Here is a 12,637-nt window from a genome sequence, read left to right as displayed (position 1 = left end):
CGATGATCGGCGAGGCGACATGCAGGAATGAAGTCTCCAGTCGCGAACACGACAGGTAGTCGCCCCAAAGTCCGACGGAGCTCGTTGGGCAGCGACTGCGCTCATCTTGCCGTGAAAAGGAGGACGGCCCCGCCCTGTTCGTCCGGGCGGAGCCTTGGTCGGGGCCTTACTCCGCGTTGCGGCGGCCGTTGGGGCGGGACCAGATAAGGCTGTAGTCTTCGCCTTGCTCATCGTTGAAGAGGTTGGCGTAGATCGGAGCCGTGAAGCTCGGATCGTCCACCTTCAGGCCGAGAAAGTCGCGGCCCTCATTGGAGCGCTTGGACCAAGCGGCGCCGATCTCGACCCGCCCGACGAAGACACGGTGACTGGGGGCGTTGTCGCCAGAGCGGTTGGCCTCGGGGACGATGCGGACGTTCTTGGCCTGGAGCGAGAGGGTGACGATTTCGCCGGTGAACTCGTTGTTGCCGGTCCTCTTGAAGCTTCCGATTATCGCCATGAGTTTTCTCCTTGAACTCTGTTTCGAGCCCGCACCATTGCGGCCTCAATGGCGATCGGCGGGCCGCAGGCGATCGACGCCGCATCGCTTGCGACCGCAGCGCCAGCGGAGGATGGCAGCCAAGCGACTTTGTTGTTTGGCGAGGAATGACGGCGCAGCTGGCAGGGGAAGAAAGTCGATTGGCGCCATTGCGGCTTAGGCGATCGAGGCGCAGCCGACCTTCGGCCAGATCAGCCCATTAGAGAGGCCGTTTGGAGCGGCCCACCAGATAGAGACATCAACGGAGAACCTGGCGATACCGTCGCTGGCGAAATCCTGGCTACGATGGTCACCGGCGTCGATGCTCCTCTGTACAGGCATCGCGAAGTCGCAAGCTGTTGTCAGCAACGCGCATAAGACACGCACGTGATGGTTCAAGTCACGGCTGACGTGCACCACCGGATATGCGCTATCTTTAGAACGGGTCGGAACCCCGTGGTGGATTCGAACTGTGCGTCGCGCGATGCCGTGTCAGCGACGACGCTAACAATGCGACGGGCAAAAAAAGCATCCTGCCCACGCCGGTTGTTCGGTGACTTCGCCCAGATCCAGGCCCTGTTCGGTTGAACGGGCGTCGTTATTCGCAGCTGTGATGCCAGCTGCGACGCAGCTGAACGTTGACGGCAAGCGTGACGGCGTCGCGCGCCTTTGCTAGGGCGCGGACTTGAGTATCGCAAAAAGACGGGCGGCGCAGGAAGCCGGAGATCGGGCATCCCGGGCCAAGCACTCCAGCGAGCTGCAAATACAGTACCCGCTGCCGGATCGCGGCCGTATCGTACAATCGAAAAAAGGGTAGCGGCGGGCAGCGCTTACGCGCCGCCTCCCTTGGGGCGGAAGTCGAGGACTGGGATGCCGAGCTTCTTTGCCTTGTCTGCAAGATTGTCCTGAATTCCGGTCCCGGGAAAGACGATGACGCCTATCGGCAGCGCCTCCAGCATTGCATCATTGCGCTTGAACGGGGCGGCTTTGGCATGCTTTGTCCATTCAGGGGCAAAGCCGATTTGGGGTACCTTGCGATGGTCTGCCCAACAGGAGGCGATCTTTTCGCCACCCTTCGGCGATTTCCCGTGCATCAATACCATGTCGGGATGCCTGGCGTGGACCTGGTCGAGCTTGGCCCAGATCAGCTGGTGGTCATTGAAGTCGAGCCCAGCGGTGAAGGCGATTTTCGGGCCAGGTGGCAGAAGGACTTCCTGCGAGGCGCGTTTCTTGGCGCTGAGAAAATCGCGGCTGTCGATCAGCGCAGAGGTCATGTTGCGATGGTTGACTATCGATCCGCTGCGCGGTCGCCAACTCGATCCGGTGTGGCGCTCGTAGTGCTCCGCGGCCTGATCACGCATCAGTTCGAAGGCGCTTTGGCGTTCGATCAGCGTCTGCCCTTCGGCCGTCAGGCGTTCCAGCTCGACGGATTTCACTTCGCTGCCGTCCTGCTCACGCTGGCTGCGGCGCTGCGCCTGCTCGTTGTGATCGAGTTCGCGCTCGATCCGATCTGCGGCGCGGTGAAAGATGTTGACGGTCGACCACAGAAGATCGTCGAGATCGGGCTCGAGGCGAGTGTCTTGCAGTGCCACGATGAGGGCGTCGAAGATGTCGGCGATCGCGCCGGCGACGCAGTGGCCCTCTGGAAGCGGTCGAGGATCAGGCTCATCCACGAAGGGACGGTAGCCATAGAGCTGGAGTTCGGTGAGGACGTGGTCGATGGGTGAAGACGAGTGCTGTGGTTCGTAGTCGTCATGCTCGCTCATTGGATGCTCCGCCGGTTGGACCGCGACCCTCACGGCCTTCATGGCGACGGAAGCCGGCGGACGGGACGGACCTGCACCCGCAGCGAAGCGAAGGGCCGGAGTGTCAGCGGAGGAGGGTGAAGGCCGGCTATTTTGCTTCGCGATGGAAAGCGCTCCCTTGAGGAGCGCGCCGGAAAATAGTCGGCCGGAGACATTGCGGGTCCGGGTCGTTTGCTGGCCGATCGCCCTCTCGAAGGCCCGCAGGCGTGGTTCTCTCCGACTTCAGGAGCATCCAGTGATGCAAGCGACAGCGGACAGGCTGTTCGTTCCGAGTTATCCCGCCACTGCCATGAAACGGGCGATGTCCTGCGGGGCGAGCTGAACACGGACTGCTGCTCGAACGGCATCCACGCCTAGCGTACAGAGATCTTCGTTGAGGTCCCCAAGTGCCGGCGAGAGCACGACCGGCTCGATCCCGGCAGCATTCGCTCTTTCGATCAAGGTGTCACGCGCGCCGTTACCGGCTGGATCGGCGTCACGCACGATGTAGAGCCGTCTCAGCGTGAGGGGAAACAGCATGGCAGCAAGATGAGCGGCCGAGAGTGCCGCTGCCATAGCCATATCGGGCAGGATGCACCGAAGCGACAAGACGGTCTCGATGCCTTCGCCGCCCGCCATGACGTCGCCCGGCAGGCCAAAACGAACCGCGTGACCGAGAAGATCGCCCATCGCGCGCCTCGGCGTATCGACCGGTGCCTTGCCCCTGCCGGAAGGATCAAGCCATGTGCGATGTGCGCCAGTCAAATGGCCGTCGAGATCGGTGACGGAAGCGATCATCGCCGGCCAGGTCTCAGTCGGCGCTTGTTCGTCGGGCCGGTAGTAGCAGCGCGGGTGAAAACGCAGGCTTCCGGTCCCGTGCAAAGCGGTAATACTGCGGTTGTGCAGATACGCCTCTACGACCGTACCCGCAATCGGCTGCGACATCGCAAACAGCCGACGCGCTTTCTCCGACATTTCCGACGGCGCGGCCAGCAACTTCGACCGCATTGATGTCTGCTCTGGTCCGGGATGCGGTAGGCCGAGAAACGTTATTGCCTCATGGGCAACGTCCCTGAAGTCGCTCAAACCGCGGCTTTCGCGGATGATATCGAGAAGATCGCCATGATCCCCGGTCGCCGCGTCAGTCCATTTGCCGGCTGCGCCCTTTCCGCACTGCGAGCCGACGAGCCGCACGAACATAGAGCGACCCGGCGTGTTTCGGACATCGCCAACAAGCCAGTAGCGTCCCTCGCGATGTCCGTTCGAAAGATAGTGGCGACAAACCGCTTCGGCCTGTCGGCCCAGGCGGTGGGCCAGTTCGGACGCGTCGTGTCGGGGCATCATGCATCCTCCCGCGAGTCGATGCGCTGATAGCGCTCCAGCAGCTTGCCCAGAATTGCGGGTTCGGGCGCCTGTGGCTCAGTGGGACTGGCCGACCCTGCGCGAATCTCGACGGCAAGGCGCTCGATGCAACCACTGGTCGTCTTGCGCACGAGGAGGTGCGAGTGGGTCGTCACTTCAGCTACGAGGTCAGGTAGGTCCTCGATCCAGATGTCAGCCTTGACGCGGACCTGGGACATGGAGAGCTCCACGTTCTTGAAGGCAATGTCTCGCGAGGACAGAAGGGTAATTTTCTGAGGGGTAGTCGCCATCGGGATGTACTCCGAGACGGGCAGTCGAGAGCCTCTCTCTCGACCTTCAAACTCGTCATGGAGATCCCGGCACTCCTCGTCCTCTTGTGCTTGGCAGCCAACCGAGGTTGTTGCGGGGTAGCAACTCAGTGACGGTGTTCCTGTTTCCAAACGCGGCTGCATACAAACGTGCAGCAGTAGCGATTAAGGACCACAGCGCGGCGATGAACGACGAGCGGGGCCGGTCGCCCCATTGGAAGTATCTAGGTTCTTCATCACGCCTTCGGCGCTGTGGCGTGCGACACCGAGGGCATGCGGCTGAGTTCGAGAGCGAACAGAGCGCTTTTTGCGACGGGAAATCGATTTGGACGTGGTTGGTCATCACGGGCGGCCTGCCGCTAATCGTCGCCAGCAATGACGCTGCCAGCCAAGAAGCGAAGGAGGTACTCCGCTGCCCTGCTCGCCTGAAGGCGGCGCGGCGCGCGCGGGCGTTGCGACGCAATAGGCCCTTCGGCCGCATCGATACTGAAACGATGGTCGGATCCCTTTAGGAGTGTGTCTGGCCGGACTGGAAGCAGAGGCCAGCCATAGATTTGTTGCGCAACCACTCCGATTGACAGGTCGAAGGCGCCTCTTCGCCGCAGCACCTCCGGCGGGCGGTTTTCGCAGCCGGTTTTTTGGAGAAGAGTTCTCCGGCAGGACCGTGTCCAGAACGGCGAGACAGGACGGAGTGCTCAACGAGGTCGGCGAACAGCTCAGACCTAAGAACTGCTGAGGACTTCTTATGAAAATCCCCGACCAATTCGACGAGACCACACCACTGCGCGTCGAAATCGCTGCGCGAATTGCCTTTCCCGACGGCTCGATGAGCGCAGCAGGCCTACGCAAGGAACGTGACGCCGGTCGACTTGAAACGGAGCTAATCGCCGGAAAGGAATACGTCAGCTTGATGGCAATCGCGAGGATGAGGGAACTATGCCGCGGACTTCGAAAGGGCCACGCCTGGTATGGCGTGACGAAAGCTGGAAAAAAGATGGAACGCGCCGAAACAAAGCTGGATGGTTTATCCGCGATGGAACCAGCTTCATCAGCGCTGGCGGCGGCGAAAAAGGCCGTCCAGGAACTGAAGCTGAAAAGGCGCTCGCCGCCTACATTGGAAGCAAATACCACCGAGCGCGGGGAGCCGAGGACGTCTTAATTGCCGATGTGGTCAACCTCTACCTTAAAGAGGTTGCACCGAAGCACGCGACACCAGAAGAGACGGCGGCTCGGCTGGATAAGGTCCTTGATTACTTCGGGGAAAAAACTCTCGCCGCCATCAATGGCAAACTCTGCCGCGAGTACGTTGCGTCGCGCCCCACCGAAGCCGCGGCGCGCCGCCAACTCGAGGATCTTCGTGCCGCCATCAACTACTACCGCAAGGAGGGTTATACAACCGCCGCACCGGTCATCACCCTGCCAGACAGGGCCGCCGCCCGCGAACGCTGGTTGACCCGCAGTGAGGCGGCCGCACTGATCTGGGCAGCTTGGCGAATGAAGCAGACATGGAAGGGCCAAGAGAGTGGCCGGCGCACTGGGCGACATCTCGCGCGCTTCATCCTCGTCGCACTTTATACAGGAACGCGCTCGGCCGCAATCTGCGGTGCCGCCATACGCCCAACGAAAGGGCGCGGTCATGTGGACCTAGACCGCGGTATCTTCTATCGCGGTGCCACCGGCGCAAGGAAGACCAAGAAGCGCCAACCCCCTGTACCGTTGCCCGAGCGGCTGCTGGCGCACCTCCGGCGCTGGGCGCGCACTGATCTTCACATCGAGACCAAATCGCGCGGCAAAAGTGCGAACATCGGTCGCAAGATATCGCAGGATTTTGTCGTGGAATGGAATGGAAAGCCGGTGCGGTCGATAGACAAGAGCTTCAAGACGGCGCGCGAAATCGCCGGCCTAGGGCCCGACGTTACTCCGCACGTGTTCCGCCACACCGCGGCGACTTGGATGATGCAAGCCGGCACCGATATGTGGCAGGCTGCGGGCTTTCTTGGCATTACAGTGGATGTCCTGATCGAAACTTACGGCCATCATCATCCTAATTTCTTGGCAGACGCCGCCGAGAAGATCACGAAGAAGCCAGTTTTCTCCAAGTCGCCGCAAACCGTTCCGAGTATAACTCAAATCGCAAGACACGAACGCGGTGTGCTCATCCCACAGGTTTCCCACAGAAACGGCCAAAGGAAACGCGACCAGTCGTGAGCGAACGTGGCGAAGGAGCCCAGGAACAATAACGACTTGCTGGTAAACCCACATCGTTCGGGACGATGGGATCGCACGTTCAAAACTGCCATCCGCACCCCGCTCAAAGGTCTACTCCGGCTCCCCAGGGCGCGTGCTCGCAGCCGTGCCTTGGATCGGTTTGCCGGGTCCCGAAAGCGACATTGAATGTGGGAGGATTAGAGGCAAAGATCGTGATGCCTGGCTTGACGGAGGCTTGTCTTCGAGGCCAATGAATACGCGCCTGGCCAAATCTCAAAACAGCAGCAAACGGCGCACTAGCCGCAAGCCCGGCGCACCGCTTCTGAGTGAAACTGTCAATCGGCAAGACCTTGGCCATGCCAACCATGTCGTTGTCCATCATCATTGCCGGGATCGGTTGCTCCGGGCCGCAAGACCACCAAAAAACTGGCATGGTCTCGTAGGCGGGACGTATCGGCGTTTCTGGCGCGGACCTCAACCAGGAGGTCGCAATCTTTTGCCATCACAAAAGCCCCATCTGAGTCGGTCAGTGGTCCATCTCTGGCCTGCTACCCCGCGACGATCAAGACTGTGCTTTCCGGCGACCAATGCAGCACGACATCCTGACCTTCCGCCAGCCTGACAGCGCCGGTATTCTGCACAATCACCTTGAGCGTCTGGCCAGCACGCTCGACAAAGTAGGTGCTGCTATTTCCGGCGAAGATGCGCTTCGATACCTGGCCTCGCAGCAGATTCGCGTTGGCCGCATCCGGAGCCTCGGCATCGGTGAAGATGCGGATGCGTTCGGGCCGCACGGCGCAGCTTGCCTTGGCCCCAGCGGCAAGCTTGGTACCCGAGCCGACGGCAATCGCTGTGCCGTCCGGCAGCCGGATGCCGTTGCCCGTGCTGTCGCCGCGAAGGATGTTGGCGTCGCCCAGGAAGGTGGCGGCAAACTCACTCGTCGGCCGATCGTAGATCTCCTCGGGCGAGCCTTCCTGCACCAGCTTGCCATCGCGCAGAATGCCGATGCGGTCGCTCATCGTCAGCGCTTCTTCCTGGTCGTGGGTGACGAAGATGGTGGTGATGCCGATCTCGCGCTGGATGCGCTTGAGCTCGATCTGCATGTCGACGCGCAGCGCCTTGTCCAGCGCGCCGAGTGGCTCGTCAAGCAATAGCACGCGCGGCCGGATGACGATCGCGCGAGCGAGCGCAACCCGTTGGCGCTGGCCGCCGGACAGCTGATGCGGCCGGCGGCCGCCGAGCCTGCCGAGTTGCACAAGGTCGAGTGCGCGCTGTACCTCGCTGGCAATCACCGCCTTGGGCTCGCCGCGCACCGACAGGCCAAAGGCGACATTGCCAGCAACGCTCATGTTGGGAAATAGGGCGTAGTTCTGGAACACCATGCCGATGCGCCGTTTTTCGACTGGCACCCGTTCGACGCTCTCACCACCTATGGTGATGCGGCCGGAATCGGGAAAGTCGAAGCCCGCGATTTGTCGCAGCAGCGTGGTCTTGCCGCTGCCTGACGGCCCGAGCAGGGCATAGAAGCCGCCATCGGCGAAATCGATAGACACATCGTCCAGCGCCTTGTGCGTGCCAAAACTGCGCGATACATTCGATACCTGCACGCCCGCCATTATTTCTCTCCGCCGAATTTGAAGAAGCGCGCTGTCAGCAGCATCAGCGCCATCGACACGACAATGATGATCGTCGAGACAGCATTGATCTCGGGCGTGAAACCTTTGCGGATCGCGGCGTAGATTTCGACCGGCAGCGTCGTCTGGCCGGGCGTCGACAAGAAGTAGGATACGACGAACTGGTCGAAGGACACGGCGAAGGCGAACAGCCCACCGGCAATGACGCCCGGCATGATCCAGGGCAGCGTGACGCGGTTCGTCAACTGCCATTGATTGGCGCCGAGCGAGCGCGCCGCCTCTTCCAGCTCGTGCGCGAAGGTCTGCAGTCGGGCCGACACGACGACAATGACGTAGGGAAGCGCAAGCGCGACGTGGCCAAGCAGGATGGCGAACAGGCCGCGCCCAATGCCGACGCCGAAGAAGAAGATCAACATCGCCGTGCCGGTTATCAGCCACGGAATGGCGATTGGCGGAAACAGCAGCGCCTGCAGGAATTTCTTGCCGCGAAACTCATAGCGGTAGAGCGCAAGTGACGCCGCCGAGCCAAGCACGACGCAGATGATGGTAGTGATGACTGCGATTTCGACACTGTTCCAGGTGGCTGAGATAAGCTGGTCGTTCTGCCACAGCGAGACATACCATTCCGCCGTCCATTCGAACGGCAGCTGGTAGAAGGGCGAAACGTTGAAAGACATTAGCGCCATGATGATGATTGGCACATAGAGGAAGGCGAGCAATAGCCAGATGTAAAGGCGGCCGAGCCATTCGAGAACACGTGTCGTCGCCATCACGTAGCCCTCCGCAGCACCGGCGAGGCAACCGCCAGGATGACCAGCACGACGGCCAACAGGATAAAGGAGAGCGCAGCACCCAGCGGCCAGTTGAACACGGCGACGAACTGGTCCTCGATGACAGTGCCGTAAAAGGTGCCGGTACGGCCGCCGAGGATGCGCGGTTCCATGAACGAACCAACAACCGGGACGAAGACGAGCGCTGCGCCCGCCACCAGCCCCGGCATCGACAGCGGAATGATGACTCGATTCAGCACCTGCAGCCGCGAGGCGCCGAGCGAGCGCCCGGCTTCGATTAGCGAGTCATCGATGGCCTGCAGGGTCAGATAGCAGGTCAGCACCATGTAAGGCACGTAGGAGTGCACCAGCCCGATGATTACGGCCGGATAGGAATACATTAGGTCGATGTTGATCTTGAACGGCAGGACGGCGTTGAGCGCAGTGTCGAGAATGCCGCCTTCACGCAACACCATCGCCCAGGAGAAGATACGCACCAGCCCGTTCGACCAGAACGGCAGGATGACGAGCAGGAAAATCGCCTCTCGGGTGCGGCCTTTCAGCACCTTGGCCAGCACATAAGCGGCGGGATAACCGATGACGATGCACCACAGCGTCACCTCGAGGCCGAGGCGCAGCGAGGCCAAAAGCAATGTCAGATAAAGGCTTTGTGAAAAGAAGGCGGCATAGTTTTCGAGCGTGAACGCCCACGGCTTTCCCGACAGCGGCAGGTCGGTCATGAAGGAGAAGAAGACCATGGCTGAGAGCGGCAGGAAGATCGCAACCGTCAGCCAGAGATAGGCAGGCGCCAGCAGTGGCAAGGCCGATCTCAATCCGCTGCGCGACGCGGCCGCAACCTGTGCTGCCATGACATCCACCTCCCAGGATGGGGAAGCATCAGCCGACATGGATGGTCGGCTGATCCCGGCTTCTGCTGTTACTTCACGTCGACCTTGAGCTGCTGCCAGAGCGACAGATAGGTTTCGCGCTGGGCGTCTGTGATCGGCGCCTGGAACTGAATGCGCTTGGCGACTGCCGGGTCACCCATCACCTTGCGGTTGAACGCATCCCCGGGAAGTGCTTCTACAGCCTTGGTGTTGGCGGATACCGGGGCTCCGACCTTGGTGACCCATTCGACATAGAACTTCGGGTCGATCATGTAGTTGATGAAGGCCTCGGCGCCGGCGACATTCTTGGAACCGACCGGAATTGAGAAGGCGTCGAGCCAGGCGACAGCGCCCTCCTGCGGGATCACGAGCGAGACCGGCAGCTTGAAATGGGTCTTGGCGCGATCGGCCGAGCCGCTCCAATAGGTGCCGATGTCGATCTGGTTAGAGGCAGCCATCTGGTTCCAGTCGTTCTCCGAGCTCCAGAACGTCTTGATCTGCGGCATCAGCGAGGTGAGCTTCGCCTTGACCGCCTCGATATCCTTGATGTCGTTGATGTTCTGGCCGGTGGCAATGGCGCCGAACTGAACCGCCTCGACGGCATCATCACGGATGGTGACGCGGCCCTTGTGAGCGGGATCCCACATTTCGGCGATGCTCGTCGGCGGCTTATCGAAGGATTTTTCATTGATGGCGAGCGCCGTCAGCCCCCAGACCCACGGCACGCCATAGACCTTGCCGTCATGGACGAGCATCGGCGATCCGGCCTTGTCCTTGCTGATGTCGGGAAAGTTCGGCAGCTTGGACGTGTCGATCGGCTGGATCAGCTTTTCCGCCATCGCCTGGTCGTTGAAAGCGGCGTTGATCATGACCACGTCGTAAAGGCCGGGATTGGTCCTGAGCTTGGTCAGCATCTCCTGTTCGGAATTGAAAAAATCGTTGACGACCTTGTGGCCGGTCGCCTTCTCGAAGGCTTCGATGGCCCACGGCTCGTCGGCGCCGTAGCCCTTCCAGTTGAGTACGTGCACCTCGTCGGCCTTGGCGGCAAATGCGAGTGCGGAGGTGAAGACGGCGGTCGCCGTCAGCAGGGCAGTCAAGTCGGGCATGCGCATGTTCGTTCCTCTCTGTGTTTGCCCGCTTCCCGGGCTTTGTCAGGCTGTCGGGCGTTTGGCCTCTTGCTTCCGGCCATGGAGGCCGATCGGCGGACCGCCGGCATGGCTTAGGAATGTCTGGATTTCGTGGTCGGTCGGCGCTGATGAACCACCGTGGCGGGTGACGGAAATGGCCGCCGCCGCATTGGCGTAGCGCGCTGCTTCAAAAGGCGGCGCGCCGCGCGCCAGCGCACTGACGAAAGCGCCGATATGGGTGTCGCCGGCGCCATTGGTGTCGATGGCGTCGACCTCGAAGCCGGCACTCGTTTGCGCCGAGCCATCGGCCAGCCGTATGTGGCAGCCTTTCGCTCCGGCGCGAATAACGACGCCGACGGCCTTCGGGGAGTGGTCGCTAAGAAGCCGTGACGCGAGTGCCTCGACGTCGCCCGGACCGGCAATCGCGGCCGCTTCCATCCTGTTGCAGCTCAACCAGGTGGTGCGGGCGAGTATCCGAGGCAGGATAGGGCGGGGAATGTCGACGACGACAGGTGTCGGGTCGAGGACAAGCGGTGTGTCGGCCGGAAGTGCCTCGATCCAGTCGACAAGCGCGTCTCGGCTTCCCGGATAGCTAAGCGTATAGCCGGAGGTGAACACCCAATCCCCCGGGGCGACCGAGACGGGCGCCATCATGTCAAGGCTGAGCAAGCTCTCCGCACCAGGCCACGAGACGAAGGTGCGCTCGGCATCGCTGCTGATCATGGCGACGCAATTGCCGCTGTCCATGACGGGCGATGGCGTCGTCAGCGTCTCGATCCCCTCATTGGCTAAGGCCGTGCGCAGGAAGTCGCCATTGGGTCCGCTGCCGAGCTGGCCGCCGAACACCACCTTCATGCCGGTGCGGCTGGCCGCGACCATCATGTTGAAGCCGCCGCCGGCGACTTGCGTGTAGCTCGACGCCGTCTTCTCCGTACCCGGCGCCGGCAAGGCGTCGATGCGGTAGACATAGTCGACCACCGCGCTGCCGACATGGACGAGACGCCCACTCATGCCGCCGCATCCTTGCCGGGACCCGTCCTGTCGGCACGGCGCTTGGATATACGGGCCGCAACAAGGTCGGCGGTGAGCGCGCCAACCGCCGCAATGTCGATGCCCTTGAGGTCTGCAATGCGGTTCTGAGGCAGTCGGGAAAAGCCGGTGCAGGCGCCGGCCATGCCGGTCGCGATGGCGCCGATCGTATCGGTGTCGCCACCGAGATTGGCGCTGATGACCGCCGCTTGCCAGGGATCACCGCCGGCGACTTCCAGCACGGCGAATGCAGCCGGAACGGACTCCTGACTGGCGACGCCGGTGCCGACCAGATCGGTGATCAGCCGGATCGCGTCCTTCGTCGCCTTGCCGCGCACAAGCTCCTGCGCCCACCCAATGCGCGCAGCAATGTCACCGCCGGTCACCCAATGGCCGAGCGTTGCTCCGCACCTCGCCGCGGCGATGGCGCTGTCGGAAGCGGCGCGCCAGTCGCCGCCTGCGACGCCGCGGCTGACGGCCGCCGCAACGGCGGCTGCGGCCGCAATGGCAACCGAGGTGTTGTGCGTGGCCCGGCAGGTCTCGGCAACTTTGGCGACCAGCGCGTCCAGCGGCTCTGGCGGCATCATGATGCCGACCGGCGCAATGCGCATGGCCGCACCATTTGTGTCGCCGCTGCGCCCCGCTTCCTCGGCCGGCACGCCATTGTTGATGGCGTCGATGGCGCGTTTGGTCGATGGTCCCAGCAGATCGTAGCTGCCGCGCGCTTTGACGTCGCGCTCCCAGTCGAGTAGCGCGTTGACCCACCGCGCATGATCGAAGCGGTTACCGGATTCAACCAGGATACGGCCAAGCAGAAGCGCCTGTTCGGTGTCGTCGGTGATCGTTCCAGCGGGAAGCCCCTTCGACACCGGATGGTCGGCGAAAGGAGCAATGAAGCCCTCTACATGGGCGTAGAGTTCGGCAATCCGGGCCGGCGACAAAAGCTGCGTCGGCATGCCCAGCGCATCCCCCAGTGCCCCGCCGACAAGCGCCCCCATGGCCCGATCAGTCATA

Annotated in this window: 12 protein-coding genes; 2 read left to right on the top strand and 10 right to left on the bottom strand. The window is 62.1% G+C overall.

The features are described 5' to 3' along the window. Window positions 1-166: 166 nt before the first annotated feature. The 4 genes from NKI39_RS02985 to NKI39_RS02970 form a co-directional block, all read right to left on the bottom strand. Window positions 167-496, bottom strand: a complete 330-nt coding sequence (locus NKI39_RS02985; RefSeq protein WP_352502581.1) for a DUF736 domain-containing protein — start codon at window positions 494-496, stop codon at window positions 167-169. 848 nt (window positions 497-1,344) lie between these two features. Next, window positions 1,345-2,280 carry an SLOG family protein gene (locus NKI39_RS02980; RefSeq protein ID WP_352502582.1) on the bottom strand — a complete coding sequence of 312 codons (936 nt, stop codon included), beginning with the start codon at window positions 2,278-2,280 and terminating at the stop codon, window positions 1,345-1,347. Between the two features lie 312 nt (window positions 2,281-2,592). Beyond that, on the bottom strand, window positions 2,593-3,639 hold the full coding sequence (locus tag NKI39_RS02975) for a DUF7146 domain-containing protein (protein ID WP_352816902.1): 1,047 nt from the start codon (window positions 3,637-3,639) through the stop codon (window positions 2,593-2,595). Further along, on the bottom strand, window positions 3,639-3,950 hold the full coding sequence (locus tag NKI39_RS02970) for a hypothetical protein (protein WP_352830635.1): 312 nt from the start codon (window positions 3,948-3,950) through the stop codon (window positions 3,639-3,641). The genes NKI39_RS02975 and NKI39_RS02970 overlap by 1 nt, the downstream gene beginning before the upstream one ends. A 763-nt stretch (window positions 3,951-4,713) precedes the next feature. Between NKI39_RS02970 and NKI39_RS02965 the strand changes: the two genes are divergently transcribed. Together NKI39_RS02965 and NKI39_RS02960 are read left to right on the top strand one after the other, a co-directional pair. Further along, a complete protein-coding gene (locus NKI39_RS02965; protein ID WP_352470541.1) occupies window positions 4,714-5,127 on the top strand; it encodes an excisionase in 414 nt (137 codons plus the stop codon). Between the two features lie 8 nt (window positions 5,128-5,135). After that, entirely contained in the window at window positions 5,136-6,176 is a 1,041-nt protein-coding gene (locus tag NKI39_RS02960) for a tyrosine-type recombinase/integrase (RefSeq protein WP_352830634.1), read from the top strand. Between the two features lie 548 nt (window positions 6,177-6,724). Here the strand turns inward: NKI39_RS02960 and NKI39_RS02955 are convergent. From NKI39_RS02955 to NKI39_RS02930, 6 genes are all read right to left on the bottom strand, one after another. Further along, window positions 6,725-7,792, bottom strand: coding sequence for an ABC transporter ATP-binding protein (locus tag NKI39_RS02955; RefSeq protein WP_352470539.1), 1,068 nt, complete (start codon window positions 7,790-7,792; stop codon window positions 6,725-6,727). After that, entirely contained in the window at window positions 7,792-8,580 is a 789-nt protein-coding gene (locus NKI39_RS02950; protein WP_352470538.1) for an ABC transporter permease, read from the bottom strand. The genes NKI39_RS02955 and NKI39_RS02950 overlap by 1 nt, the downstream gene beginning before the upstream one ends. Then, window positions 8,580-9,449: an ABC transporter permease gene (locus tag NKI39_RS02945; protein ID WP_352470537.1), complete on the bottom strand. Its 870-nt coding sequence runs from the start codon at window positions 9,447-9,449 to the stop codon at window positions 8,580-8,582. The genes NKI39_RS02950 and NKI39_RS02945 overlap by 1 nt, the downstream gene beginning before the upstream one ends. A 68-nt stretch (window positions 9,450-9,517) precedes the next feature. Next, window positions 9,518-10,579 (bottom strand): ABC transporter substrate-binding protein, encoded by a 1,062-nt coding sequence (locus NKI39_RS02940; protein ID WP_352470536.1) that lies wholly within the window; start codon window positions 10,577-10,579, stop codon window positions 9,518-9,520. Window positions 10,580-10,618: 39 nt separating this feature from the next. After that, window positions 10,619-11,605 carry a PfkB family carbohydrate kinase gene (locus NKI39_RS02935; RefSeq protein WP_352502586.1) on the bottom strand — a complete coding sequence of 329 codons (987 nt, stop codon included), beginning with the start codon at window positions 11,603-11,605 and terminating at the stop codon, window positions 10,619-10,621. Continuing rightward, entirely contained in the window at window positions 11,602-12,636 is a 1,035-nt protein-coding gene (locus tag NKI39_RS02930) for an ADP-ribosylglycohydrolase family protein (protein ID WP_352502587.1), read from the bottom strand. The genes NKI39_RS02935 and NKI39_RS02930 overlap by 4 nt, the downstream gene beginning before the upstream one ends. Between the last annotated feature and the right edge of the window lies 1 nt (window position 12,637).

Source organism: Mesorhizobium sp. M0664 (assembly GCF_040320565.1).
Classification (GTDB): domain Bacteria; phylum Pseudomonadota; class Alphaproteobacteria; order Rhizobiales; family Rhizobiaceae; genus Mesorhizobium.
This window is presented reverse-complemented; position numbering and strand designations above follow the sequence as displayed.